Source organism: Allobosea sp. LC85 (assembly GCF_000735605.1).
GTDB lineage: Bacteria > Pseudomonadota > Alphaproteobacteria > Rhizobiales > Beijerinckiaceae > Allobosea.
Genome location: NZ_JPKG01000028.1, coordinates 142,782 through 169,207, shown reverse-complemented (window position 1 = coordinate 169,207; position 26,426 = coordinate 142,782). Strand labels below are relative to the sequence as shown.

27 protein-coding genes are annotated in these 26,426 nt (G+C 65.9%); 18 read left to right on the top strand and 9 right to left on the bottom strand.

The features are described from left to right. Positions 1–144: 144 nt before the first annotated feature. The 7 genes from FG93_RS14395 to FG93_RS14365 all read right to left on the bottom strand — a co-directional run bounded on the left by FG93_RS14395 (position 145) and on the right by FG93_RS14365 (position 7,047). Positions 145–1,662 carry a tripartite tricarboxylate transporter permease gene (locus tag FG93_RS14395; protein WP_043235409.1) on the bottom strand — a complete coding sequence of 506 codons (1,518 nt, stop codon included), beginning with the start codon at positions 1,660–1,662 and terminating at the stop codon, positions 145–147. After that, entirely contained in the window at positions 1,659–2,156 is a 498-nt protein-coding gene (locus tag FG93_RS31230) for a tripartite tricarboxylate transporter TctB family protein (RefSeq protein WP_052513761.1), read from the bottom strand. The genes FG93_RS14395 and FG93_RS31230 overlap by 4 nt, the downstream gene beginning before the upstream one ends. Next, a complete protein-coding gene (locus FG93_RS14385; RefSeq protein ID WP_043235611.1) occupies positions 2,147–3,115 on the bottom strand; it encodes a tripartite tricarboxylate transporter substrate binding protein in 969 nt (322 codons plus the stop codon). Before FG93_RS14385 ends, FG93_RS31230 begins: the two co-directional genes overlap by 10 nt. 11 nt (positions 3,116–3,126) lie before the next feature. Beyond that, complete coding sequence (locus FG93_RS14380; RefSeq protein ID WP_052513760.1) at positions 3,127–3,771, bottom strand: 2-hydroxychromene-2-carboxylate isomerase; 645 nt, start codon at positions 3,769–3,771, stop codon at positions 3,127–3,129. Beyond that, complete coding sequence (locus FG93_RS14375) at positions 3,758–5,227, bottom strand: NAD(P)-binding domain-containing protein (protein WP_043235407.1); 1,470 nt, start codon at positions 5,225–5,227, stop codon at positions 3,758–3,760. Before FG93_RS14375 ends, FG93_RS14380 begins: the two co-directional genes overlap by 14 nt. After that, positions 5,224–6,210, bottom strand: a complete 987-nt coding sequence (locus FG93_RS14370) for a LysR family transcriptional regulator (protein WP_052513759.1) — start codon at positions 6,208–6,210, stop codon at positions 5,224–5,226. The genes FG93_RS14375 and FG93_RS14370 overlap by 4 nt, the downstream gene beginning before the upstream one ends. Positions 6,211–6,330: 120 nt before the next feature. Next, a complete protein-coding gene (locus tag FG93_RS14365; protein ID WP_043235406.1) occupies positions 6,331–7,047 on the bottom strand; it encodes a FadR/GntR family transcriptional regulator in 717 nt (238 codons plus the stop codon). A 231-nt stretch (positions 7,048–7,278) separates the two neighbouring features. Between FG93_RS14365 and FG93_RS14360 the strand changes: the two genes are divergently transcribed. From FG93_RS14360 to FG93_RS14305, 12 genes are all read left to right on the top strand, one after another. Continuing rightward, the gene (locus FG93_RS14360) at positions 7,279–8,796 is read left to right on the top strand and encodes an ABC transporter substrate-binding protein (RefSeq protein WP_043235404.1); all 1,518 of its coding nucleotides are present in this window, start codon (positions 7,279–7,281) and stop codon (positions 8,794–8,796) included. After that, the gene (locus tag FG93_RS14355; RefSeq protein WP_043235401.1) at positions 8,793–9,749 is read left to right on the top strand and encodes an ABC transporter permease; all 957 of its coding nucleotides are present in this window, start codon (positions 8,793–8,795) and stop codon (positions 9,747–9,749) included. Before FG93_RS14360 ends, FG93_RS14355 begins: the two co-directional genes overlap by 4 nt. Beyond that, positions 9,746–10,549 (top strand): ABC transporter permease, encoded by an 804-nt coding sequence (locus FG93_RS14350; RefSeq protein ID WP_043235400.1) that lies wholly within the window; start codon positions 9,746–9,748, stop codon positions 10,547–10,549. The genes FG93_RS14355 and FG93_RS14350 overlap by 4 nt, the downstream gene beginning before the upstream one ends. A 65-nt stretch (positions 10,550–10,614) precedes the next feature. After that, entirely contained in the window at positions 10,615–11,439 is an 825-nt protein-coding gene (locus tag FG93_RS14345; protein WP_043235399.1) for a creatininase family protein, read from the top strand. Positions 11,440–11,568: 129 nt separating this feature from the next. Next, entirely contained in the window at positions 11,569–12,630 is a 1,062-nt protein-coding gene (locus FG93_RS14340) for an extracellular solute-binding protein (protein ID WP_043235396.1), read from the top strand. Positions 12,631–12,649: 19 nt separating this feature from the next. Then, entirely contained in the window at positions 12,650–13,705 is a 1,056-nt protein-coding gene (locus FG93_RS14335; protein WP_043235394.1) for an ABC transporter ATP-binding protein, read from the top strand. Then, positions 13,702–14,544 (top strand): ABC transporter permease, encoded by an 843-nt coding sequence (locus FG93_RS14330; RefSeq protein WP_052513756.1) that lies wholly within the window; start codon positions 13,702–13,704, stop codon positions 14,542–14,544. The genes FG93_RS14335 and FG93_RS14330 overlap by 4 nt, the downstream gene beginning before the upstream one ends. Beyond that, positions 14,541–15,329 (top strand): ABC transporter permease, encoded by a 789-nt coding sequence (locus FG93_RS14325; protein WP_043235393.1) that lies wholly within the window; start codon positions 14,541–14,543, stop codon positions 15,327–15,329. The genes FG93_RS14330 and FG93_RS14325 overlap by 4 nt, the downstream gene beginning before the upstream one ends. A gap of 9 nt (positions 15,330–15,338) precedes the next feature. Further along, entirely contained in the window at positions 15,339–16,016 is a 678-nt protein-coding gene (locus FG93_RS14320; protein WP_043235392.1) for an RraA family protein, read from the top strand. A gap of 11 nt (positions 16,017–16,027) precedes the next feature. After that, entirely contained in the window at positions 16,028–17,707 is a 1,680-nt protein-coding gene (gene ggt / locus FG93_RS14315) for a gamma-glutamyltransferase (RefSeq protein ID WP_043235390.1), read from the top strand. Between the two features lie 28 nt (positions 17,708–17,735). Further along, positions 17,736–18,701, top strand: a complete 966-nt coding sequence (locus FG93_RS14310) for a 2-hydroxyacid dehydrogenase (protein WP_043235387.1) — start codon at positions 17,736–17,738, stop codon at positions 18,699–18,701. 32 nt (positions 18,702–18,733) lie between these two features. Beyond that, positions 18,734–19,132: a methylglyoxal synthase gene (locus tag FG93_RS14305; RefSeq protein ID WP_043235386.1), complete on the top strand. Its 399-nt coding sequence runs from the start codon at positions 18,734–18,736 to the stop codon at positions 19,130–19,132. 194 nt (positions 19,133–19,326) lie between these two features. On the opposite strand, the gene FG93_RS31840 is transcribed toward FG93_RS14305, so the two are convergent. After that, complete coding sequence (locus FG93_RS31840; protein WP_081881546.1) at positions 19,327–19,647, bottom strand: hypothetical protein; 321 nt, start codon at positions 19,645–19,647, stop codon at positions 19,327–19,329. A 196-nt stretch (positions 19,648–19,843) separates the two neighbouring features. After that, on the bottom strand, positions 19,844–20,005 hold the full coding sequence (locus tag FG93_RS32895) for a hypothetical protein (protein ID WP_161783821.1): 162 nt from the start codon (positions 20,003–20,005) through the stop codon (positions 19,844–19,846). A gap of 490 nt (positions 20,006–20,495) precedes the next feature. Between FG93_RS32895 and FG93_RS14300 the strand changes: the two genes are divergently transcribed. From FG93_RS14300 to FG93_RS14275, 6 genes are all read left to right on the top strand, one after another. Continuing rightward, the gene (locus tag FG93_RS14300) at positions 20,496–21,098 is read left to right on the top strand and encodes a nitroreductase family protein (RefSeq protein WP_043235384.1); all 603 of its coding nucleotides are present in this window, start codon (positions 20,496–20,498) and stop codon (positions 21,096–21,098) included. A 9-nt stretch (positions 21,099–21,107) separates the two neighbouring features. Further along, on the top strand, positions 21,108–21,974 hold the full coding sequence (locus FG93_RS14295) for an ABC transporter substrate-binding protein (protein WP_043235382.1): 867 nt from the start codon (positions 21,108–21,110) through the stop codon (positions 21,972–21,974). Positions 21,975–22,104: 130 nt separating this feature from the next. After that, positions 22,105–23,235: an LLM class flavin-dependent oxidoreductase gene (locus FG93_RS14290; RefSeq protein ID WP_043235379.1), complete on the top strand. Its 1,131-nt coding sequence runs from the start codon at positions 22,105–22,107 to the stop codon at positions 23,233–23,235. Between the two features lie 3 nt (positions 23,236–23,238). After that, positions 23,239–23,553: an NIPSNAP family protein gene (locus tag FG93_RS14285; RefSeq protein ID WP_043235378.1), complete on the top strand. Its 315-nt coding sequence runs from the start codon at positions 23,239–23,241 to the stop codon at positions 23,551–23,553. 18 nt (positions 23,554–23,571) lie between these two features. After that, a complete protein-coding gene (locus tag FG93_RS14280; protein WP_052513755.1) occupies positions 23,572–25,440 on the top strand; it encodes a TRAP transporter large permease subunit in 1,869 nt (622 codons plus the stop codon). Continuing rightward, positions 25,440–26,426 carry a TRAP transporter substrate-binding protein gene (locus FG93_RS14275; protein ID WP_043235376.1) on the top strand — a complete coding sequence of 329 codons (987 nt, stop codon included), beginning with the start codon at positions 25,440–25,442 and terminating at the stop codon, positions 26,424–26,426. The genes FG93_RS14280 and FG93_RS14275 overlap by 1 nt, the downstream gene beginning before the upstream one ends.

Genomic DNA, 26,426 nt, shown 5'->3' with positions numbered 1-26,426 from the left:
AGCGCTCGCAAGGGCGGCGAGCTGGCCTCGCGATCAGGGAGCTCATGCCAGGGTATTCGTCAGCGCGGTCACATCCGTGCCGAAGCGAGCCCGGCTCAGGATTCAATCCGAACCGGGCTCGCTGGCACTCTCGAAGCTGAGCGCCTAACGGCCTGCCGCTCCCTCGACGACGGGTGTCTTGCCGCGCTCGCGCCACAACCGCCAAGCCGGAGTCAGCAGGATGGCGGCGCTGAGCAGGGCTAGCGTCACGGCGATCGGGGTCGAGAGCAGCGCCGTCGTCTTGCCGCCGGAGATGGTCAAGGCGAGCCGGAGCTGGCTCTCGACCATCGGGCCGAGCAGCAGGCCGAGCACGATCGGGGCACTGGGATAATCGAGTCGCTCCAGCACATAGCCGATCAGCCCGACGCCCAGCAGCACCCAGAGGTCGAACAGCGAGTTGTTGACCGAATAGACGCCGACGGTGACGAAAAGCAGGATCACCGGCGCGAGCACGATGCGCGGCAGCCGCAGCACCTGGCCGAAGATCCGCGTTGCCGCGAGACCGCCGACGATGGCGAGCAGCAACGACGTCACCAGGAATTGCAGCATGAAGCCGTAGACGATGTCCGGATGCTCGCGAAAGAGCTGCGGGCCCGGCCTAAGGCCGTGCACGAGCAGGCCGCCGAGGATGACCGCGGCGACGCCCGAGCCCGGAATGCCAAGCGCCAGCGCCGGGATCAGGGACGCGGCGTTGTCAGCGCCGTTGCCGCATTCGGAGGCTGCGACGCCTTCCGGATTGCCATGGCCAAAGGTCTCCGGATTGCGGGCGACGCGCTTGGCCTCGTTATAGGCGAGGAAGGACGACATGCTGCCACCCGCGCCCGGCAGGATGCCGATGATGATGCCGATGATCGAGCTGCGGATCCAGACCGGCGTGAAGAAGCGCCATTGGCTGAGCGCCGAGCCCTGGCGGTGCAGTTTGAGCTTGTCGCCGCTCATGCCGGTCTTCACCGCTTCTTCGACAATCTGCAGCACGGGCGGGACAGCGAAAAGCCCGGTGAGCAGCACAATGGCGCTGAAGCCGTCGAGCAGGTCGAGCTGGCCGAAGGTGAAGCGCTCGGTGCCATTCGAGATATCCTGGCCGACGGCGCCGATCAGCAGGCCGATGCCGCACGCGATGAGCCCCTTGGGCAGATCGTCGCCGAGCAGCGAGGAGACCGTCGCAAGGCCAAGGATGCCGAGCCAGAAATACTCGATCGGCCCGAACATCAGGCTGAAGGAGACCAGCGGCGGCGAGAGCAGGATGAGCGAGATCGAGGACAGGACGCTGCCGATGACGCCGGACAGAAGCGCCACCTGAAGCGCGTAGGCTGCCTGGCCCTTCTGGGTCATCTTGTAGCCGTCGAGCACGGTCGCGACAGAAGCCGGCGTGCCCGGTACCCGCATCAGGATGGCCGGAATGGCGCCGCCATAGGAACCGCCATTATACATGCCGGCCATCATGCCGAGTGCGAACATCGGATCGAGCCCGAAGGTGAGCGGGATCAGCACCGCAAGGCCGGTGACGACGGTCAGACCCGGCAGGCAGCCGACGATCAGACCGGCGATCAGGCCGATGAACATCGCAAGGATGTTCATCGGAGCGAAGACAAGCGGAACGGCGTGGAGGAGGGCGTCGATCATTTGAGCCGTCCCAGATATGGGGAGAGGACGTCCGGCGGGATCGGGCGTTCAAGCGCGTAGACGAAGATCGCCAGGATCGAGATCACGCAGACCACGGCGACGACGACCGAGAGGCGCCAGCGCTGGAAACCGACGGCGGCCGGCAGCAACACGCAAAGTGCGAGGCTCGGCAGGATGAAGCCGATGAGGCTGACCGCCGCGAAATAGGCGACAAGCGCCGCGACACCGATGGCGAGGCGAGGGGCGTGCTCGGCGAAACTGCCTTGCATCGGATTGCCCCGCTGCCGTCGCAGGATTTCGCGTAACGCGATCCAGCAGCCGATCACGGCCATGCCGATGCCGATCGCGACCGGGTAGGCCGCGCTCTCCGCCGGGTAGGTCGAGGCAGTCGTGATCACCGCGACGGAGGTCGCCACCAGAATGGTGGCGAATCCGATTTCCGCGAGGCTTCGCGACCGCCCCTGTGGGGCGGATGCCTCGGGCGTCACTTCCATGGCGTTGCCTTCCAGGTGGCCTCGAGATCGGTCGAGGCGCGGTCGAGGAAGGCCTTGAAGTCTGACGAGGCGAGATATTGCAGCGGAATCTCGGCCTTCTTGGCGGCATCGAGATATTCGGGATCCTTCAGCGCCTGGTCGATCGCCTTTTCCAGCTTGGCGATGACATCGGCCGGGATGCCCTTCGGGGCTGCGATGCCGCGCGAGGCGCCGACGACAACGTCATAGCCGCCTTCGCGGAAGGTCGGTGCCTCCGGCAAATAGGACGAGCGCTCGGCGCTCATCACGCCGATGACCTTGATGGTGCCTTCGCGTGCGATCTGCAGCGCCTCGCTGAGATTCATCGTCGCGGCCGGGACATGGCCTCCGAGCACGGCCTGACGCACCGGCGCCGTGCCACCAAAGAAGGCCGGGGTGAATTTGGCATCGGCGAGGCGCTGGAAGTTCAGGAGCGCGATATGCTCCGAGGAGCCGCTCGCGCCCGAGGTGCCGATGACGACTGCGCCCGAAGCCTTCTTGGCTGCGTCGACCAGGTCCTTCAGCGAGGAATAGGGGCTATTTTTCGGCACGACCAGGACGCCGGGATCGTAGACGAGATTGGCGACGGGCTGGAAGTCGCTCATCCTGAACTTCGCCTTGCCCTCGACGACGAGGGCGTTGATCGCCGGCGCGTTGATGAAGCCGATGGTGTAGCCGTCGGCCTTGCCCTGGGCGACCGAGGTCCAGCCGATCTCGCCGCCGGCGCCGGGCTTGTTGACGACGCCGATACGGGCGCCCGGCCCGAGATATTTCTCCATGTAGCGGGCAATCGAGCGGGCGGCGACGTCGGTGCCGCCGCCGGGGGCGAAGGCAACGATCATCTCGATCGGTTTGTCGGGATAGTCGGCACGGGCCGGGGCGCCCGCTGCGGTGACGAGGAGCACGGTTCCTAGGGCGGCAACGATCGACAACGACTTCATGGTCGACTCCTTCAAGGGGCGGGGGCAAGGGGCGGGGCAGGCATTGGAGAGACGGTCAGCAATGCGCGTTCGACGAAATCGAGCCTGTCCTGGCCCCAGAACAGTTCGCCGTTCACGACGTAGGTGGGGGTGCCGAAGATGCCGAGACGCTCGGCCTCGTCGAGATTGTCGTTCCAGGCAGCGACAATCGCTGGCTGCTGGGGTTTGGAGACGAGCGGTACCGCGTCGTCGCCAAGCGTATTGCGGGCGATCGCCTTCAGCGTATCGAGATCGGCAATGTCCCGCTCTTCGGCCCAGAGGGCGCGCTGGATGGCAAAGGAGAAGCTGCGCGCATCGAGGCCGGCACGGTCGATGGCGATCACGGCCTGCGCTGCCGGTTCGATCGTCCGGCACGGGTAGAAGCGCGGCTTCAGGTTGAGTTCCATGCCGAGCTGCCGGCGCCAGCGGTCGAGCTCGACTGCATGATAGGCCTGACGCGGATCGGGGCGGGTCCGCAGCGGAATGCCGCCATTCGCTTCGATGATCCGGATCGGCCGGAGCCGGAGACGTGCGCCTGTGCGTTCGACGATGTCGTAAAGCCTGGGCGCGCCGAAATAGGCCCAGGGCGAGGAGATGCCGTAGAAGGCCTCGACCAGCGGGCGCTCACGTGCCGGCATGGCTGGCCTCCAGTTCGGCATCTGCATCCTGCCACTCGTCGCCAAGCAGCTCGGGCGTATCATAGGCCATCAAGGCCCGGTAATGCGTCTCGCGATCGGCGACGAAAAGTGCGCGGGCGATGCCGCGGGCCAGCCGCTCCGCGCCGTCGCTGACCGCCGGGATGTCGCCCGAAAGCTTTCCGTGGCTCAGCATCGCGGGATAGTTGAAGCAGTGTATGCGCGAGAGGGCCGGGCAGGTGCCCGCTGCTTTCTCCTGGAATTCGAAGGCGGGGCCGAGATCGGGTGCGTGCAGCAACTCGGCGCTGTCGTGCCCTGGCGGCGGCGCATAGCGGTCCTTCCAGAAGCGGATGAAGGGGGCGACCGCCGTGAGCTCCGGCCGCAGGTCGGAATCGACCGAGAAGCCTGTCGCGAAAATCAGAAAGTCGAGATGATGCACGCCCTTCGGCGTGGTCAGCACGAGATGGCCATCCTGTTCCGCGAGATCGAGCAACGGGCTGCCGAGATGGAAGCGTGAATTGGCATGGCGCGAGACGCGCAAAGTGCTGTCGCGCGGCGGCGGTGTCTGCGCCTTCAGCGCGTAGTCGAGGAAGCGCCATTTCCAGTCATCGGGCAACCCCGCGAAGCCGTGCACAACGCCCTGGCTGCCGATGCCGGTGAATTTGTTGATCCGCGGCAGATCCTTGCGGCGCACGATCAGATCGAGACTGGCAACCCCATGCTCCAGCGCCGTCGCAGCATTGTCCATGGCGGAGGCTCCGGCACCGATCACGCCGACCCGCAGGCCCTTCAACGCCGCAAAGTCGATATCGTCCGCGCTATGGGCCCAGAATTTGCGGTCGATGCCATGCACGATCGGTGGCACCCAGGGGCCGCCCAACCCGTCGCGGCCGGTGGCAAGCACCAGATGCCGCGTGAGGATGGTGCGTGCTCCTTCTGCATCCGAGATGTCGAGGGCCAGGATGTCATCGGCCAGCGGCCTCACCGCGTCGAGCGAGGTTCCGTTCGTGATCGGGAGGCTCAGCACGCGGCGATACCAGATGAGGTAATCCATCCACATGGGGCGCGGAATCTTGCCGAGGGCGTTCCAGGCCGCGCGGCCGAACTGCGCCTCATACCAGGCGCGGAAGGTCAGCGCCGGCAGGCCGAGCGCGGGGCCGGTGAGCTGCTTGGGCGAGCGCAGGGTTTCCATCCGCGCATAGGTCATCCACGGGCCTTCCTGGCCGGCGGGAGCGCGATCGAGAATGGTCATGTTCGAAAGGCCGAGCCCCTTGAGCGCAGCTGAGGCTGCCAGACCGCACATGCCTGCTCCGATCACGACGACGTCGCGAACACGCATGCCATCGAACTCGCGCCGCGGCACCCAATCCTTCGCCGGCCATTCCAGCCATTCAAGGTCCTGACGGAGGCGCTGCTCCAATGCGGGGAGGCCCATCGGGGCCGGCAATGCGGCATTCATGCCGTTCTTCCGATCGTTCTGGCAGCGGCTGGCGCCGGGCCGAAGATATCGGCCAGCAGGCGGTCACGCGCCGTGGGAGGGTGTTTGACGAAGCCGGGCAGCGTCTCGCGCGCGACGGCCTCCAGCGCGCCGACCAGCCCTTCGACGAGGGGCGTCAGTGGCCGGCCGTAGGGTGTGACCACGCCCCAGAAGAAGGCGATCGGCACGTCGAGCTTGCGGATAGCGACGCCCTCGAGCGGCATGCCATAGGCGATCACCGGTTCGAGGATGGCGATGCCGAGCCCGGCACGCGCCGCCATCAGCGCCGTGTTCGAGGTGTTGGCGTCGAGGACCGAGGCCGGCCGGACGCCAACCTGTTCGAGCGCGATGTCGACGCGCCTGCGCCAGCGGAACGGGTTGGCCATCGTGATCAGGCGGCGTCCCTCGACCGAGGCCAGTGGAATCGTGTCGGAAGCCGCAAGGGGATCGTCGGCGCGGACAGCGGCAACACATGGCGCTTCGCCGATCCAGTGGATTTCGAGGGCGGGATGATCGACCGGCAGGCTGGTCACACCGATCTCGGCGACATGGGTCGCGACCGACTGGACGACCTGCTCGGCCAGCGCTGCACGGATATGGACTTGTTCCGGCAGAGCATTCTGGCCGAGCCGCGCCAGGGCTGCGGGCAGCATGCCGGCGGCGAAGGAGGCGATCGCTGCGATCTCGAGCGAGCGCGGCTTGTCGGCGGCGATGGCCTCTGCCCGCTCGCGCAGGTGACGAAGCCAGGTGATGACAGGCTCGACTTCCTGGTGAAAGCGCAGCCCGCGCTCCGTGGGAGTGACGCGCGGGCCGCTGCGATGAAGCACGCTGAAACCCAGTGTCTCCTCGAGCTCCTGGATCAGGCGGGTCAGGGCAGGTTGCGAGCGGCCGAGCAGCCGCGCTGCGCCGGTGATGCTCCCGGCGGACATGACGGCGGCAAACGCTTCAAGCTGGCGCAGATCCATCTGACGGTACCATTCCCATTTTGAATGCTAACTATGCCATGATGCGCGTCAAGCATGAAAGCGAGCGCGAGAATGCGATCCCCAGCTTGAGTGAGCCCGAGGCTCCTTCCTGGTGGATCTTCAGAACTGGATGCCGTCGAACACCCGTTCCTGGGCATTGCGGATATGGGCCTGCATGGCCTCGCGCGCCCGGACGCCGTCGCCGTCACGGATGGCCTCGAAGACAGCCGTATGCTCGCGCTGAACCATGGCGAGGTGCTCGGCCGATTGCAGGACGGAGAAGCTGCGCGCCAGGTCGATGACGAAATCGACCTGCGGCCTCACCGCGGCCAGGGCGGCCTCGAAATAGGGGTTCTGGGTTGCCCGTGCGATCGCCGCGTGGAAATCGCTGTCCTGCTGCACGCCGATTCTGCCCGTCTTGATCGCGAGGTGGATCGCGTCGAGCTCCCTCTGGATCGCGACGATATCCGCCTCGCTGCGATGCAGCGCGGCTGCATAGGCAACCTCGCCTTCGAGCGCGATCCGGAACTGATAGACACGCCTCACATCCGAGATGGTTCGAATGCCTTCGTCCTTGCTCACGGGAGGGCGGGGCGGCGGTGAGGGCTGCTGCGGCTGTACTGCCGCGACGAAGCTGCCGGCACCTTGCCTGGAATGGATCAGGCCGTCATCGCGCAGGCGCCGCAAGGCCTCGCGCACGGTCGGGCGCGAGACGCCAAACTCCTGGCTCAGTTCATTCTCGGAGGGCAGCTTGCCGTCGGCGAAGACTTGGCCGCGTCGAAGGCGCTCCAGCATGTCCGCATAGAGAACGTCGCTCAGTTTCGGGCGGGGAGACACGGGCGCCTTCTGTTCCTGGCCATCACGAACTTGGCAAGTTCACTTGTAAACAGATTTACATACTTTGCTGCACCTGCAAAGCGACCTTGTGCTACGACTATCGGATCGCGCTATTTTTGAGCGTGACAGGGCGCATAATCACGCAGGGCGCGCGTTGACAGACAAGTTTTCAACTCGCTACTTGTAAAGAGACCGGCGACCTTCGAAGGCCCGGTTCGGGGAGATCGTTTCATGACCACGACGCGTCGTGCCATCCTCCAGGCCGGGCTTGCCCTGCCGTTCATGTCGATGCCGGGGCGCGCGCAGCGTGCGAGCGGTATCCTCCGCTACGGGCTTTCCGCCTTTCCGCCCAATCTTCAGCCCTGGGTCAGCACGGGAGCCTCCGCCGGTACGGTGAAGATGCTCACGAATCGCAGCCTCGTCTCCTATAGCAGCAAGGGCGAGTTGCGAGGCGAGCTCGCCGATTCCTGGTCGCTGGACGGCGATGGCGCCTGGGTCTTCAAGCTGCGGCAGGGCTGCGTCTTCCACAATGGCGAGCCGGTCACGGCCGAGGACGTGAAGTGGTCGATCGAGCAGATCGCCGGCGAGAAGTCGACCGCCTATATGCGCACCCAGTTCCAGGGTATCGAGCGCGTCGAGATTCCCGATCCGAAGACCATCCGGCTCGTCACCAAACTGCCGCAGGCGACGTTGCCGAGCTGGTTCGGCAACTACAACACCTTCGTGATCTGGCGGAAATCGGCGCCGAACGAGCCGGTCGGAGCAGGTCCCTTCAAGCTGATCGGGCAGGAGCGCGGGACCTCGCTCGATCTCGTCGCCTTCGACAAGTTCTACAAGCCGGGCTTTCCGAAGCTGAAGGGCATCAAGTTCGTCGTCTATGCCGACGAGAACCTGCGCTTCGCCGCGCTGCAATCCGGCGATGTCGACATGATCGAGTATGTGCCGTGGCAGTCGATGTCCGCGGTCGAGGCCGACCCCAGGCTGAAGCTCGATTCCGTCGAGGGGCCGTTCATGGACATCCTCTTCAACGGCACCAAGCCGCCCTTCAACGATCCGCGCGTGCGCCGGGCCATCGCCCATGCCGTGAAGCGCGACGATATCGTCAAGGCCGCCTTCTTCGGGCGCGGCAAGCCGCTTGAGGGCCTGCCCATCGTCGAGGGCACGCCCTGGTATGACAAGGAACTGGCGCATGGCTGGAACTATGATCCAGCCCGCGCCAAGGCCCTGCTCGCCGAGGCGGGGTTCGCCAATGGCTTCCAGTCGACGCTGCTCGCGACCTCGCAGTTCGGCATGCACAAGGACACGGCCGAGGTGGTGCAGCAGCATCTCGCCGCCATCGGCATCCAGTGCGAGCTGCAATTGCCGGACTGGTCGACCCGGGTGAGCCGTGGCACGCGCGGCCAGTACGACATGGCAATCCACGGCGTCTCGTCGGACAATAACGACCCTGACGGCCTCACCGTGGTGCTCGACACCTCGTTGTCACCGACCCATGGCCGCTCCTTCAAGGTCGACGCGCCGCGCACGATTGCCGCGCTCGCCAAGGGGCGTTCCGAGTTCGATCAGGCCAAGCGGGTCGAGATCTACAAGGAGATGCAGCGCGCGGCGCTCGAGGAGGTGCCCCTGGTCGGCCTCGCCTGGCGCTCGCAGGGCTATGGCATGGACAAGCGTGTGATGGGCTTCACCAACCTGCCGGGCGCCCTCACCACCTCGTCCGGAGCGACGCTCGAAGAGACCTATTTCGGATGAGCGCGACCTGGTTCGCGCGCCGCCTCGCGGTCTCGCTCGGCCTGGCCTGGGTCGTTGCAACGATCGTCTTCCTCGCCCTGCACATGGTGCCGGGCGACCCTGCCGAACTGCTGCTTTCGACGGGTGGGATCTCGCCCGATCCGGCGGCTGTCGCCGAGTTGCGTGAAAAGCTTGGACTCGAGCGGCCGTTGCTCGCGCAGTACGGCGCATTCCTCGCTGGCCTCATGCAAGGAAATCTCGGACATTCCCTGGTCGATGATTATCCGGTGCTGAGCGAGATCGCGCTACGCCTGCCGCGGACGCTGGAGCTCATTCTCGCCGGTACCTTGATCGGCATCGCCGTCGGTGTGCCCTCCGGCGTCTATGCGGCCCTTCATCGGGGCGGGCGCTTCGATCGCATCGCCTCGGGCGTCACGGCGCTGCTGCTGGCCGTGCCGGTTTTCGTGGTGGGCACGCTGCTCGTGCTGCTGATGGCGCAGACCTTGCGGCTGATGCCCGCCGGCGGGTTCGTGCCGTTCACGCAGGACCCGGCCCAGCATCTCAAGCTGCTCACGCTGCCGGCCCTCGCGGTCGGCAAGGGCCTGGCCGCGATCCTGTTCCGCATGACGCGCGCCTCGATGCTGGATGCTCTGGCCAATGACTATGTCCGCACCGCCCGCGCAAAGGGCCTGTCGCAGGCGCGCATCCTCGTCGTCCATGTGCTGCGCAATGCGCTCAATCCGGTCCTGACCGTGCTCGGCCTGCAAATGGGAACCTTGCTGGGCGGCACCGTACTCGTCGAATACGTCTTCAACTGGCCGGGCCTGTCGACGCCGCTGCTGCGCGCCGTCGAGGCGCGCGACTATCCGATGGTGGTCGGAATCATTCTCACCATCTCGGTGTTGTTCTTGCTGATCAACCTTGTGGTCGAGATTCTTCATGCGATCGTTGATCCGAGGGTGCAGGCGGGATGAAACGGCTCTGGCTTCCCGGCGCCTTTGTCGCGCTGATCATCCTCGTCGCTCTCGCCGCCCCGCTTCTCGGCCTGCCGGACCCGGTCCGGCAGGACATCGTCCAGCGACTCGCTCCGCCGACCACAGGGTCCTGGCTCGGCCGTGACGAATTCGGCCGCGATGTGCTGTCGCGCTTGATCTGGGGGGCGCGCACAAGTCTGGGCGTCGCCTTCGTTGCGGCGTTGGTTGCGGGGGCGGTGGGCACCGCGATCGGCCTGATCGGCGGCTGGGGCAAGGGGCTTGGTGCGTTCCTGACCGTGCGCAGCGTCGAGATCATCATGTGCTTCCCGCCGGTGCTGCTCGCCCTGCTCGTCGTCACCTTGCTCGGGCCGGGCGCGGCGACGCTGATCCTCGTCCTGTCGGTCCTCTATCTGCCGGGCTTTGCGCGCGTCGCCTATGCCGAAGTGCTTGCGGTGCGGTCGCGCGAATATGTCGAGGCGGCGCGGGCGTTCGGCGCCACGCCCCGCCGCATCCTGCTCCGCACCGTGCTTCCCAATATTGCCGGTCCGCTCCTGGTGCAGCTGTCGCTGACGGTTGCGGCCGCGGTCGTCATCGAAAGCGGCCTGTCCTTCCTCGGGCTTGGTGTCGTTCCGCCGGCGCCGTCCTGGGGGCTGATGATCAGGGGCGCGCGCGCCACGATGGAGCAGGCGCCGCTCCTGCTGCTCTGGCCTTGCGCGGCGCTGACGCTGACCATCCTCGCCATCAATCTGCTCTGCGATGCCCTGCGCGACGCGGTCGATCCCCGAACCGCCGACCGCTGAGATGCGGGGCGCCTTTCAATGACTATCCTCACCGCGAACTTCCTCGCATATCCAGGATGAAGCCAATGGCCACCAAGACAACTCCCCTCGTTCACATGGGCACGATCACCGGCGGAGAGGCACGGGAGATCCTCGAAGAGAACCCCGTCATCCTGCTGCCGATGGGCAGCCATGAGGATCAGGGCCCGCACGCGCCGATGGGCGACTATCTCCTCGCCGAGAAGATCGCCGAGCTCGCGGCCATCCGCGCCTCGGAACGCGGCGTGCGCACGCTGGTTGCTCCGGTCCTGCCCTTCGGCGGCGCCGACTGGTTCGGTGCGATGGTCGGCGGCATCGCCATCTCGCAGTCGACCTTGACGGCCGTGATCGCCGAGATGGTGGATTCGCTGCATCGCAATGGCCTGACCCGCATCATCGTGATCAACGGCCATGGCGGCAATGTCGGCCCGATCTCCGATGTCGCGCGCGAGCTTTACCAGCGCGAGCAGATCGTCCTGCCGAGCCTCTATCTCTGGCGTATCGCCTACGGGCTGCTGCCGGGCATTCTCGGGGCGGAGAAGGCGGCGGCGGTGGCCGGACATGGTGCCGATCCGCTGACCAGCCTCGGGCTGCACCTGTTCCCGGAGCTGATGCGCAAGGACCTGATCCCGGCCGGCCAGCCGCTGAAGCGCGATCCGGTGCTCGACCTGCAGTTCACCGGGCTTGGCACGGCGAGTTTCGAGGGCGCCGAGGTGGCGATGCCCAACGAGTATGACGAGGTCTACAATCTCGGCGTCGCCAAGGGCGATCCGAAGCTGTGCTCGGCCGAGACGGGGGCTGCGCTCTCCGAGAAGCTCACCGAGATCTGCGCCCGCTTCGTGGCTCATTTTGCCAGCAAGGTCGACGGCTGAGCCTGACTCGATAATGTCCAGACGGCGGCGCATGGGTCTCCAGCGCCGCCGCGCCATGACAAGCCAGCGGGTGCTGGCTACGACAGTGCGGCCGCCTCGAATGTGGCCATGACAAGAGGGGAAGCTTCCATGCCGACACGTCGTCTTGTTCTCCAGACCGGGCTTGCGACGCTTGCTGCCCCGGCTCTCGTCAGGGCCCAGGGTCTCAGCGGCCCGATCACGCTGATGTCCTATGCCGGCATCTTCCAGGACAATTATGTGAAGGCGGTGGTCGAGCCGTTCCAGCAGGCCTTTCCGGGCGTGAAGGTGAACTATGTGCCCGGCGGCACCTCGGCCCAGATGGTCGGCAGCGTCCGAGCCCAGAAGGCTGATCCGCAGGTCGATGTCGCGATCATGGACGTCACCACGTCCAGCATCGGCAATATCGAGGGGCTGTTCGAGAAGCTGACCCCCGCCGAAGTACCATCGCTGAACGAACTCCACCCGGAGGCCCGCGCGGCCGGAGGCGATTACGGCCCGGCCGTGACCTTCGACCATCTCGTGCTCGTCTATGATACGCAGAATCTGAAGCCGCCGATCGAGAAGCTCGCCGACCTCTGGCGGCCGGACCTCAAGGGGCAGCTCGCGATATCGGCGCCGCCGAACATCCAGGGCCTCGCGCTCACCGCGATGGTCGAGAAAATGGAAGGCGGCGACTACCGCAAGTCGATCGATGCGGCGATCAAGAAGCTGCGTGCCCTGGCGCCTTCGGTGAACACCTTTGAGCCCAACCCGGATGGCTATTCATTGATCCTGAACGGGGTGGTGAAGGTCGCGACCGGCTGGAACGCGCGTGCGCAGCTCTATGGCGATCAGACCGGCGGCAAGATCGGCGCGTTGTTGCCGCCCGAAGGATCGGTCTTCCAGATCAACACCATCAATCTGACTGCCGGTTCGAAGAACCGGGCCGCCGCGATCGCCTTCGTCAATTTCGCGTTGGCGCAAGGCGCGCAGAAGGCCTTCACCGAGCGGATGTTCTATGCGCCGACCAACGCCAAGGCGGCGGTCGACGCCAAGGCGCTGGCGCGCACCGCCGCAGCCCCCGAAAGCCGGGGCCGCATGATCGGCGTCGACTGGAACGAGGTCCTGAAGATGCGCGACCAGTGGAACAATCGCTGGCGGCGCGAAGTCATCGCGGCGGCAGGTCGCTGAGCCGGGATCGCAGCCTGCCATGAGCTATCTCGAACTCGCCGGCCTGCAGAAGCGCTATCGCGATTCCGTCGCCGTCGACGATGTCGCGCTTTCGGTCGAGAAGGGCGAGGCCGTCGCTCTCCTCGGCCCCTCCGGCTGCGGCAAGACCACGACGCTGCGCATGCTTGCCGGCCTGATCGATCCCGACGCAGGTTCGATCCGCCTCGACGGCGCCGAGATCACGCGCCAGCCGGCGCACAAGCGCAACATGGGCTATGTCTTCCAGTCCTATGCGCTGTTTCCGCATCTGAACGTTGCCCGCAATGTCGGATTCGGCCTCGAGGAAAGGCGGGTGCCGCGCGCTGAGACGTCCCGCCGTGTTGACGAGGCGCTCGGCATGGTGCGCCTTGCCGGCCTCGAGGGCAGGCGCCCACGCGAATTGTCCGGGGGGCAGCAGCAGCGTGTGGCGTTGGCGCGGGCGCTCGTCATTCGTCCGTCCGTGCTGCTGCTCGACGAATCCCTGTCCAATCTCGATGCCAAGCTGCGCGACGCGATGCGCCACGAGATCCGTGACATCCAGCGCTCGCTCGGCATCACCACGCTCTTCGTCACTCACGACCAGGTCGAGGCGCTGACGATGTGCGATCGGATCGCGGTGATGAAGCGCGGGCGGATCGAACAGATCGGCACGCCGGAGGATATCTACGAGCGGCCTGCGACCCGCTTCGTCGCCGATTTCGTCGGGCGCGCCAATGTGCTGCCGGCCATGCGGGATGGGGCAGGCGCCGTCAGCGTCTGGGGCGTGCCGCTGCCGGCCAAAGCTCCGGCCGGCGGCGACGTCGACGTCTTCGTACGGCCGCAGCGCATCCGGCTGGCCGCAACCGGCGAGCCGGCGGGCGAGGGCATGGTTCGGCTGACCGGCCGGGTCCTGCGCAGCGTCTTCGTCGGGGATCATGTCGAAATCATCGTCGAGGGGGCAGGGGGGCAGCTCAGCGTCGAGATGCAATCCGGCACGAAGCCCCCAGCGGATGGCACCGAGGTCGCCGTGCTCTGGCAGGCCGGAGACACGCTGCTCTTCCCGCGCGAGGCAGCATGACCGCCGGCATGCGCCTGCCACTGCTGGTTATCCCGGCGGCGCTCTTTCTTCTCGCCGTCTATCTGTGGCCGACGCTGGGTCTGTTCCGCACCGCCTTCAACGAGGTTGGGCCGACGGGGGCGATGATCGAGGCCTGGTCGCTCAAGACGACCGGTGAAGTCCTCGCCGATTCCTTCACGATCGAACTCACGCTCAACTCGCTCTGGCTCTCGCTGAGCGCGACGCTGATCGCGCTGTGCCTAGCCTATCCGGTCTCTCTGTTCTTGTTCCGAACGCAGTCACGCTTTCGCGGTCTGCTAGCCGTGATCGCGATCATGCCGATGCTGGTCTCCGGCGTGGTGCGCGTCTTCGGCTGGCTCGCCATCCTGGGGGATCGCGGGCTCGTCAACTCATTTGCTCAGTGGTTGGGGCTGATCTCGGCGCCGATGCGCCTCGTCTTCAACTGGACGGGCGTCACCATCGGTCTCGCCGAGAGCATCATGCCCTATATGATCCTCGCGCTCCTCGCCGGTTTCGGCCGGCTGGACCGCACGCTGGAGGAGGCCGCGCGCAGCCTGGGCTGCACGCCGCTCCGCACTTTCCTGCGGGTCACCTTGCCGCTGAGCCTGCCGGCGCTCGCGCTCGCGGCGGGCCTGGGCTTTGTGCTCTCGATGTCGGCCTATATCACGCCGAAACTGCTTGGCGGCGGTCGCGTCTTCGTGCTGGCGACGGAGATCTTCGAGCAGGCCACGACGAACACCAACTGGCCTGTCGCCGCCGTGTTGGCGATCTATACGCTCATGCTGCTGCTGGCGCTGCTCGTGCTCACCAATGTCGCGGCACGGAGACTGCAGGGATGAATGGCGCCGGCCCCGTCCTCTCGACCCTTGCGGGCATCGTCTACGCCCTGATCCTGGCGCCGATCGTTGTTGTCGTGGCACTCGCCTTCTCGGCGGACAATTTCATCCTGTTCCCGCCGTCCGGCTATTCGCTGCGCTGGTTCCGGCAACTCGCCTCGAACACCCCGCTCCTGAACGCCGTCGTCCTCAGCGCGCAGATCGCCTGTGTGGTCACGGCACTGTCGCTGCTGCTTGGCGTGCCGGCGGCGCTGGCGTTGGACAAGGGGCGGTTCCGTGGCCAGGAGGCGCTGAAGAACTTCTTCCTCGCGCCGTTGCTGCTGCCCACCTTGATTGTCGGCCTCGCGCTTCTGCTGTTCTTCACGCCGCTCAGGCTGACTGCGACCTTGCCCGGACTTGTGCTCGGCCACATGACCGTGACGCTGCCCTTCGTGATCCGGATGATGACGACGGCGTTCTCGACGTTGCCGGATGATATCGAGGCGGCTGCCGCGACATTGGGGGCCAAGCCCTGGCGCGTGATCTGGCGCGTGACGTTGCCGCTTGCCACGCCCGGCCTGATTGCCTGCGGCGCCCTGTCCTTCCTGCTCTCCTTCGACGAGACCGTGATCTCGCTCTTCCTCTCTGGTCCGCGCGCTTCGACGCTGCCGGTCGAGATGGTGCGCTATGTCGAGGGACGCACCGATCCACTCGTCGCGGCCCTGTCGGTGATCCTGATCGTCGCGACCCTCATCATCGTCGTTCTGGTCGAACGTCTCGTCGGCGTCGCGCGCGCCGTCGGCCAATAGGAGAAAGCCATGCCCGACTACCGCATCGAACCCATGCCGCCGCAGATCTCGCCGGCACTCGCGGAGAAGCTCAGCCGAGTCGAAACCGCCACCATCGGCCATTCCCAGCACTGGGGGTTCATGGACCGCGGCATCCAGCCCTTGCTGCGCAACAAGCGCATCGCCGGCGCGGCCGTGACGCTCGCCATTCCCGGCCAGGATTCGACGCTGCTGCATCACACGCTCGGGCTTCTGCGCCCTGGGGACATTCTCGTGGTCGACCGGCTCGGCGATGACAAGCATGCCTGCTGGGGCGGTGGCGTCACCGTGGCGGCCAAGGCGGCCGGCGCGATCGGTGGCATCGTCGATGGTCCCTGCACGGATCTGACCGAGATCGAAGACAGCGATTTCCCGATGTGGTGCCGCGGCATGTCGCCGATCACGACCCGGCTCTACAATCTCGGCGGCACGCTGAACCTGCCGATCTCCTGCGGCAATGTCGCGGTGAAGGCCGGAGACATCATCCTCGCGGACGAGTCCGGCGTGCTGGTGCTGCCGGCAGGAGAGGCCGAAGCGATTGCCGATGCGGCATTGGCCCGGCAGGAGCGCGGCGAGCGCAGCCAGGCGCGCGTCAAGGCCGGCGAGAAGCTCGGCGACATCTCCGGCGCCACCAGGATGGTGCTCGAGGCGCTGAAGCAGAACGGCTGAGGACAAGCACGATGAACGCCCAGCTGCGCGCCCCGCGCGTCGCCAATTTCACCTGCGAGAAGCTGTCGGCCACCGGCTCGCGCGGCATGGTCGTCACCAATCACCCGCTCGCCTCGGCAGCGGGATCGCAGATGCTGCTCGCGGGCGGCAATGCCATCGACGCGGCCATCGCCTCGCTGTTCGCGTTGACCGTCGTCGAACCGATGATGGTCGGCGTGCTCGGTGGCGGCGTTGCCCATATCCGGCTGGCTGATGGTCGCCATCTCGTGCTTGACGGGCTCTCGACGGCGCCCGGCAAAGCCAGCGCCGACATGTATGAGGCGCTGTCGCACGAGGTCGGCAAGGCGCGCGATACGCGTGACCGCGAGAACCTCGTTGGCCCCAAGGCCGTCGCGGTTCCCGGTGCGCTCGCCGGCTGGTGCGAGGCTTTGGCGCGCTTCGGCACGCTGCCGCTCGCCGATGTGCTCCAGCCCGCGATCCGACTGGCCGAACGCGGCTTCGTGGTTAGCCCCTATCTCTCCGATTGCATCGCGGACTGCGCGCCGGATCTCGCACGCGATCCAGGCCTCGCGAAACTGTTCCTGCCCGGCGGCAAGGCGCTGCCGGCGGGTGAGCGCCTGGTTCAGGGCGATTATGCCGCAAGCCTGCGGCTGATCGCCGAGACCGGTCCCTCCGCGCTCTATGACGGCCCGCTCGGCTCGGCGCTGACCTCCTTCATGGCGGCCAATGGCGGGTTGATCGACCAGGCAGACCTCGCCGCCTTCAAGGTGATCGAGCGCGAGCCGGTGCGCGGTCGTTATCGCGGCTTCGAGATCCTCGGTCCGCCGCCGCCATCCTCGTCCGGCGTCCATGTCGTGCAGATGCTGAACATCCTCGAGGGCTACGATATCGGTGCGCTCGGCTTCGGCTCGAGCGATGCCGTGCATCTGGTCGCCGAGGCCTTGAAGATCGCCTTCGCCGATCGGGCGGTGGCGACCGCAGACCCGGCCTTCGTCAAGGTGCCGATCGAGCGCCTGACGGCCAAGGCCTATGCCGATGAGCGCCGCGCCGATATCGACATGGCCCATACCAAGGCCTGGGCGGCCGGTCTGAGCGCTGGGGAATCCGCCAACACCACCCATGTCACCGTGGCGGATGCGGCTGGCAACGTGGTTGCGACCACTCAGACGATCAACGGCCTGTTCGGCGCCTGCACCCAGATCCCCGGCACCGGGATGCTGACCAACAACTACATGTATAATTTCGATCCGCATCCCGGCCGCGCGCTCTCGATCGCGCCAGGCAAGCGGGTCTTCACATCGATGGCGCCGATGATGGTCCTGCGCGACGGCAAGCTTGCCTTCGCGCTCGGCCTGCCGGGCGGCTTGCGCATCTTCCCCTCGGCACTGCAGGCGATCGTCAACCTGATCGACCACGGCATGAGCCTGCAGGAAGCCGTCGAGGCGCCGCGCGTCTGGACCGAGGGTGGGGCGCTCGAGCTCGAGAGCGCCATTCCGGATTCTGTGGCCGGCGAACTTGCGGCGCGCGGCCACCAGATCGCTCGTGTGCAGCGTGTCGCTGGCGGCATGAATGCCATCGGCTTCAATTCCGACGGAACGCTCACCGGCGCTGCCTGCTGGCGTGCCGACGGCACACCCGTCGCGATCTCCGGCGGACTGGCGCGCGCCGGCGTCCGCTTCACCATCGCCTGAATTAGTTCAAGCCAATCGGACCATCATCATGTCAGAAACCATCGTCGTCCTCGATCCCATGGCGCCCGAACGGGCCGACAAGCTCAGGGCGCTGCTGCCGCCCGGCTTCGTCCTCACGCACGGCACGGCGCGCGGCGACGATCACATGAAGGAGATCATCGCCGAGGCCGATTACGCGATCGCGGGACAGGTCGGCGTCAATGCCGAGGTGCTGAAGGCGGCGAAGAAGCTCAAGCTGCTGCATAAATGGGGCGTCGGCGTCGATAATCTCGACACCCAGACCGCGCAGCAGCTCGGCATCAAGGTCGCTCGCACCACGGGCAGCAATGCCGTGCCGGTTGCCGAGTTCACGCTCGGCCTGATGCTCTCGGCCCTGCGTCACATTTCCTTCGGGCATGCCGAACTCAAGAAGGGCGATTGGCGTGGCGGGCGCCTGCCCGGCGATACGTTCACCCTGTCCGGCAAGACGGTCGGGATCGTCGGCTTCGGCGCCATCGGGCAGAATGTCGCGAAGTTGCTGAAGGGTTTTGGCTGCACGATCCTGTATTCGAAGCGCCAGCCGCTCTCCGCGGCCGAGGAAGCCGAGCTCGGCGTGAAGCACGCGTCGCTGGCAGAACTGCTGGCGAAGTCCGACGTGGTCTCACTGCATTGCCCGCTGACACCGGAGACGGCGAACATGATCGACAAGGCCGCCTTCGCTGCGATGAAGAAGACGGCGGTCCTCGTCAATGTCGCGCGCGGCGGCGTCGTTGCCGAGAACGACCTGATCGAGGCTCTGCGCGCGCGGGAAATCGCCGGCGCCGCGATGGACGTGTTCGAGATCGAGCCGCTGCCGGCCGACAGCCCGTTGCTCGGGCTGGACAATCTCGTGGTGACGCCGCATCTGGCAGCGATCGCTTCCGACAATTTCGCACCGACGGTGAAGCGGATGTTCGACAACATTGCTCGCGTCGCGCGCGGCGAGCCCGTGCCCGAGCGCGACAGCGTCGTCTGAGCGCGAGCGAGGCTGGAGCAGGGAAGGCTGACATGACGAAACGGCTCGGCATCGGCCTGATCGCCCATGACCGCAAGAAGCCCGATCTTGCGGCCTGGGTGACGCGCAACATCCAGGTGCTGAGCGCGCATCGGCTTGTCGCCACGGCGACGACGGGCTCCGTGCTGAAGCAGAGCCACCCGGATGCCAGCGTCGAGACGGTGAAGAGCGGCCCGCTGGGCGGCGATCAGCAAATCGGCGCGATGATCGCCGAGGGCAAGATCGACGTTCTGATCTTCTTTCCCGATCCGCTCGCCGCCATGCCCCATGACGTCGACGTCAAGGCGCTGCTTCGCCTTGTCCTCGTCTACGATATCCCGGCCGCGTTCAGCCCGAGCACGGCCGATGCGTTGATCATGTCGGACGTGTTCTCTCCGGCACGGCAGCGGTAGCGGGTTTGGGGTTCGCCCATCTTGCGATAGTCAGGGCCTTCGACAGCCGCTCCATGTAGAGAAACAGCACCGGCGTGATGAAGAGCGTCACACCTGCGAGACCGCTGACCACCGCGATGCCGAGCGGCTGACGCAGCCCGGCGCCGGCGGCATTTCAACGTTGCGGTCGTGGAGATTTGAAGCCGAGGCCGATGTCAGGGAGCAGGATGGGGAGGCTGCGGCGCCCGGGTCGGCTTCGACTGCCCGACATGACATGCCAACTCCGAGAAGGAGAGCGGGGCGTCCCCGGTATTTCTCAGGGCGGCGCTGAGAAAGCGTACCGGGAAAGTGACGGCGTCGGCATTGCTGTCCCGGAGTTGGCCCATGCGTCGATGGTCGGAGCGGAGGCTCGCTTCCGCGCGGTCCAGCGCCCACTCGACCTCGGCTTCCTCGACAAGCCCCTTGCGAACAAGCAGGCGCGTGAGTTCTGCTACGGCGACGAGCAGGCCTTCTAGCTGCAGATTGGCTGTATTCATCGCGAACTCCCATCTGAACAGTGGGGCGCGAGGCCGACGGCGCGCCGCCACCTCAGTCCGGTCGAGATCCGCCGCATGCCGGCGACAAGGCTCGGACAGCGCAGACAACACTACGCTCAACTCTGGCCCGTGCGAAGCCGTAAGCTGCGAGAGCCCTCGTAGGAGAGGGTTTTCTCACGCCAGAACAGGAGAGGATTCAGCTGGAGGCTTCGGTGCCGGCGATGGTGATCAGCCCTGCCAGCGCGAGTCCTGACCAGACAAGTTCCGCGATGAAGCCATGGGTGGGAATACTGCCGGTGAGGATCGAGACCATGCCTCCGCACAGGAAGACTGCCGAGGCGAACACCACGCCATTCATGACCGCACCCTCCCACAATTGGCCGCAAACGCCGCAGCGACACAAAGGTTCCGCCTGCCGTCGGAATTTTCCGCGGGCCGGTCGGCGTGAAACCTGGCTGGAGGGTCAGGGGAGGGGAAAGCGAAATCGCATTCGTTCGGCATGGCGGATTCTTGAGTGGTGATCGCGCGGCTGATTTTGGATTCTTGGAGGCTTTCCTCGACGGCAGACGGCAATCGGGAATTGGTTGCTCGCTTCTAGGGCCTGTTCGTAAAGAATCTTCCAAATCGATCGTTCGTTCAAACAGACAATTCTATTGACCGGAACCGATGCAAGTCGGATGCTTTACGCGTGGTCTCTGGCGGTCTTCGCATGTGGTGGAAGGCTCTCTCGACCTGTCACGATAGCATTCCCTCGGCGGTGCCTGCCCGAAAGTTCGCAACTTCGCGGCGAGCCCGCCGCAGTGCTTTGACGCCATACTTATCAATACTGCCCTACGGACATCAGGACTATGCCGACGACCGTCAATGACCGAGCCGCCGACCATGCGATCGATCCGCTTTTTCTCGAACGGTGGTCCCCACGCGCGTTCAGTGACGAGCAGATCAGCGAAGCCGAGCTGCTCTCTCTGTTCGAGGCCGCGCGCTGGGCGCCGTCCTCCTACAATTCCCAGCCCTGGCGTTTCATCTATGCCCGGCGCGGCACCGCGCATTGGCATCGATTGCTAGGCCTGCTGAACGCGTTCAACGCGTCATGGGCCAAGGACGCGGCGGCGCTCGTCGTGGTCGTCTCGAAGCCGACGCTCGTCGTTCCCGGCAAGGCCGAGGAAATCGCCTCCCACACCCATTCCTTCGACGCCGGCGCGGCCTGGGCCCACCTCGCATTGCAGGCGACTCGTTCGGGCTGGCAGGCGCATGGCATGGCGGGGCTCGATCTCGAACGGGCTGCGGAGGAGTTGAATGTTCCCGGCGGCTATCGGGTCGAGGCTGCCGTCGCCATCGGCAAGGTCGGCGACAAGGCGCAATTGCCCGAGGCACTGCAGGCCCGCGAGGTTCCGAGCCAGCGCCATCCGCTTTCGGCAAGTGTCTTCGAAGGCGCCTTCCCGGCTGGCTGAGGGGATGAGATGAGCAGTCTTCTTACGCCCCATCGCCTTCGCGTCGGGGTCCATGCCAACAACCTGCATCTGCGCCTTGCGCGTCTGCTCGCGGAGCGCGAGGGCGACCAGCGCTGGGCCTTCGTCGAGTATGCCGATGGCCGCGCGACCGGGGAAATGCTCGTCAGCGGCGAGATCGAACTCGGCGGCACCGGCTCGACGCCGCCGCTGACCGCGCAGGATCTGGGGCTCGATGTGGTCTATCTCGCGGCCTCTCAACCGCGCCCAGCCAATGGCGCCATCCTAAGGCGGAAGGATGATGCCGAGGTCGCATTGGCCGGCCTCGCGGGCTGTCGGATCGCGCTCGTCGAAGGCTCGTTCCATACCTATCTGCTGGCGCATCTCGCCGAACAGGCTGGCTTGGGCATTGCGGATTTTAACCGCATCGATCTTTCACCTGCCGCTTCGGCAAGGGCTCTGCGGCAGCGCGAGGTCGCGGCCTGGATCGTGATGGATCCTCACCTCCATGCGGAGCTGGGGGAGGGCGGACTTGCCGCCATGGCGGACACGCAAGGCGTCATCCCCAATCGCTCCCTGTTCTGGACGCATCGTCCGGTCCTCGATCGCCGGGCGAACGAGATCGCTGCCTTCCGCAAGCTCCTCGCGCGCGTCGCAAGCTTCGTGGAGGAGCATGCAGAGATGGCTGCTCGCCAGCTCTCGGCATCCGGGGATGTCGATGAAGCGCGCTGGCTCGCGGTTCTGCGCTCGCGCGACTGGCGCATCGCTCCGATCGACGCTGCTATTCTGGCCGAGCAGCAGCAGGAGGCCGCTTGCCTCGCCCGCCATGGCATTCTTCGTCGAGCGTTCGACCTCTCCCGGTCCGAAGATGCCGCTTAGATCGTCGGACTGGATATCGTATCCGGTCCGATGATCTAACCTTCTGGTTTTGCATCGGCTTTCCCGAAAACCGCAATCCACTTTTCGGGCCGATGCTTTAGGCATCACTGCAAATAACGAGACAAAACCCATGAAGGTGCTCTGGTATTTGACCGCCCCCGACGGCCGCTATCCCTGGAAGAAGGATGGCGCCCGCAAGATGGATCATGCCTATCTGCAACAATTGGCACGGGCCTATGACCATCTCGGCTTCACTGGCGCGCTGCTGGCGACCGGTGCGCATGACGTCTGGGTTCTCGGCGCCTCCTTGCTGCCCTTCACCGAGCGGATGCGTTTCCTCGCGGCGATCCACCCTGGGCTGATCCCGCCGGTGCTTCTGGCCAAGATGGCCGCGACTTTCCAGGAGTTTTCCAAGGGACGGTTGCTGCTCAATATCGTCTCGGGCGATGCCAAGATGCTCGGCGCCTACGGCATGACGCTGCCCCATGACGAGCGTTATGTGATGGCGGACGAGTATCTCACCGTCTTCCGGCGCATCCTCGCCGGCGAAACCGTGACCTTCAAGGGACGTCATGTCGAGACGATCGAGGCGAAGCTCGCGCTCTCGGGCGATACTCCGATCGTGCAGCCCGATCTCTGGTTCGGGGGCTCTTCCGAGGCTGCGATCGAGGTCGCGGCCAAGCATGTCGATACGTATCTTTCCTGGGGCGAAACCCCCGATGAGATGGCTGCGAAGGTCGAGCGCGTGCGGGCGCGTGCCAAAGCCCATGGCCGTGCGCTCGGTTATGGCATTCGGCTCTATGTGGTCGTCCGCGAGACCGACGAGGAGGCCTGGGCGGCGGCCCAGGATCTCCACGATCACATGGACGATGCCGCCATCGCCGCCAATGCCCGCTTCGTTGCCGGCACGGATTCCGTCGGGCAGCAGAAGATGACGGCACTGCATGGCGGGTTGAAGCCCAAATTCGCGCGTGACCTCGAGATTGCTCCGGGGCTTTGGGCTGGGTTGGGTCTCGTGCGTCCTGGGCCCGGCACCGCAATCGTCGGCTCGCCCGAGACCGTGATCCGGACGTTGCGCGCCTATCAGGGGGCGGGCATCGAGACCTTCATTCTGTCCGGCATGCCGTTGCTCGAGGAAGCCTACCGCTTCGGCGAACTGGTCTTGCCGCATCTCGACGTGGCAAGAACTGCGCGGGCAGGATCAGCCTTCACCTGGTCCAACCTGTTCGACCGCGACCTCTCAGCGAAAGCCGCAGGCTAAGTCATGATCCTCGACGAACGTACCTATGCCATCAAACCCGCCCATGTGCGCGATTATCTCGACCTTTATGTCCGCGAAGGCATGGAGCTGCAGGTCTCGCATCTCGGCCATCTGATCGGCTGGTTCACCACCGATACCGGCGTGGTCAACGAGGTCGTCCATATGTGGCGGTTCGAGGATGCCGGCGACCGCGAACGCCGGCGTGCCGCGATGGAAGCCGACCCCGCCTGGCAGGCCTTTCGCGCCAAGGCCGCGCCCTATGTTCTCGAGATGCGAAGCCGTATCCTGCGGCCGACCGCTTTCTCGCCCCTGCGCTAGGCCCTTGGCGACCGCGTGATGACAACTCTGACTGATCTGACGGCGGAAACGCCCGTGCTGCTGCGCCGCCCTGCCGAGCGCGCCTTGTCGCGGCTCGTCTCGGGCCTCGAGATTGCAGGCGCGGCGTTGCTCGCCATCCTGTTCAGCGTCGTCATTGCGGCTGTCATTCGTCGATACGTATTCGGTGGCGGCTTTGTCTGGTCGGACGAGCTGGCGATCTGGCTTCATGCCGCGCTGATCGCCATCGGAGCGCCGCTGGCCGCGACCAGCGCGCTTGCCATGCGGCTTGACGTCATCGTGAGCCTGCTGCCGGCCCCGGGGCAGCGCATGTCGGCGATCCTTGCCGATGGTTTTGCCGTGCATGGCTCACTCGTGCTCGCGCTTGGCGGAGCCGGCGTCGCGGCGCAGGTCGGTGGCGTCTCGACCGTGCTGGGCCTGCCGGAGTCGCTCCGCTTCGGCGTCTTCGCGATCGGAGGCGGGCTGACGCTGCTGGTCGTTCTGGCGCGCGCCGCGTTCGACCGCTCCTGGCTCTCGTCGGCGCTTTCGCTTGCCGTAGGTACCGGCTCCTATCTGCTGGCGCAGCAGGCCACCGGGCTCTTCGTCGAGCCGCCGAGCCTCATCGCCGCCGGATTTGCCGGGCTTGGCCTGATCCTTGGCGCGCCGCTGCCATTCGCCCTGCTGGCCGGCGTCTCGCTGACAGGGGCCTTTGGCGGGCTGCTCCCGGAGCCGGCGATCGTGCAGAACACGGTCTCCGGGATCAGCAAGTTCCTGCTGCTCGCTGTCCCCTTTTTCCTGTTGGCTGGCGAGTTGCTGACCGAGGGCGGCCTTGCCGAACGGCTCGTGCGCTTTGCCGGTGGGCTCGTCGGGCACCTGCGGGCGGGCCTTGCCCAGACGGTGCTCGTCGCGAGTGTGCTGTTCTCCGGTGCGTCGGGCTCGTCGGTGGCAAATGCCGCCTTCGGGGCCAAGGTGATGGCGCCGACGCTGATCGCGCGGGGCTATCCGCCGGCGCAGGCGGGCGCGATCGTCGCCGGCGTCTCGATGCTCGACAACATCATCCCGCCCTCGATCGCCTTTCTGCTGCTGGCGACAGCGACAAATCTCTCGGTCGGCTCGCTTCTGGTGGGAGGTTTCATCGCCGGTGCCGTGTTGGCGCTGGCTCTCGCCATCGGCATTCATCTCAGCGTGCGCAATGTCGTCGATGCTGCGCCGAAGGCGACCGGTGCCGAGCGAGCACGGAGCTTTGTCGGAGCGTTGCCCGCTATTGGACTCGGGATCGTCGTGGTCGTCGGCATTCGCTTCGGCCTGGTGACCGTGACGGAAGCGTCGGCGCTCGCCGTGGCCTATTCGCTTGTCACCTGCCTCGCGCTGCGCAGCCTGAACGGCCGCACCGTCTTCACCGCCTTGCGGAAATCAGCGACGGAGGCAGCCGCCGTCGGCCTGCTGATCGGAGCCTCCGCGCCGTTTGCCTTCATGCTCGCGGTCGACCGGGTCTCCGACCAGATGGCAGCGCTGGTGACCGCTTTCGGCGCCGGTCCCTATGCCGTGATCCTGCTCGCCAATCTCGTGCTGCTGGTTGCGGGGCTCTTTCTCGATATCGGCGCTGCGATCCTGCTGCTCGGTCCGCTGCTGTTGCCGGTCGCCGTCGCGGCCGGACTCGACCCGATCCAGTTCGGCGTCATTCTGGTCGTCAACCTGATGATCCATGGGCTGACGCCGCCGCTCGGCATCCTCGTCTATGTCGTCAGCGGCATCTTGCGTATTCCCGCGGGCCCGGTCTTCCGCGCCGTGCTGCCGCTGCTTGGCGCGCTGCTGGTGGCGCTCGCCGTTCTCTCACTCGGTGCAGCCGTCTGGCCGTCGCTCCCGCTTTCCTTCAAGGAGTTCCTCTGATGTCGTTGACCCGCCGCCATGTCGCCGCAGGCCTGCTTGCCGCGCCGGCGCTTCTCTCTGCTCGTACTGCCGATGCCGCTGGCCGGCCTGTGACCGTCGCTTCGCTCTTCGGCGAGGACAAGCCAGAGACGAAGATCTGGCGCAGGATCGCCGAGACGCTGAACAGGACCGCGCCCGGCCGCTTCGATCTGCGCATCGTCGGCAACGCGGCGCTCGGCGGCGAGAAAGAGGTTGCGGAAGGGATCAGGCTCGGTTCGGTCCAGGCCTCGCTCTCGACGATCTCTGCGCTCTCTTCCTGGGTGCCAGACGGCCAGATCCTCGATCTGCCTTTCCTGTTCCGCGATCGTGGCCATCTCAAACGCGTGCTTGATGGTGCGCTTGGCACCGAGCTCAAGGCGAAATACGAGGCTCAGGGCTTTGTCGTGCTCGGTTTCATCAATTACGGCGCGCGCCACCTGTTGGCGAAGGAACCGCTGACCAAGCCTGAATCGGTCAAGGGCAAGCGCATCCGCGTGATCCAGAGCCCGCTTCATACCGAGCTCTGGTCGGGACTCGGCGCTTACCCGACGCCCATTCCGATCCCCGAAACCTATAATGCGCTGAAAACCGGCGTCGTCGATGCCATGGACCTCACCAAATCGGCCTATGTCGGCTTCAAGCTGTATGAGGTCGTGCCCTATCTGATCGAGACCGGGCATATCTGGGCGAGCGGCGTCGTCTATGTCTCGGCGTCTTTCTGGAAGGGGCTTAACGCGGATGATCGCAAGGCGCTGGCCGAGGCGGCTGCCGAAGGAACGTCCTATTTCGACGACCTCATCCTTGCCGACGAGGACGCATCGATGGCCAAGGCGCAATCCGAAGGTGGCAAGCTCGTCCAGCCAGAGGATCGTCCAGGCTGGGAGGCCGGTGCCCGCAAGGTCTGGATCTCATTCGCCCCGAAGCTCGGCGGCATCGAGAAGATCGAGGCGATCACCAAGGTGGAGTGA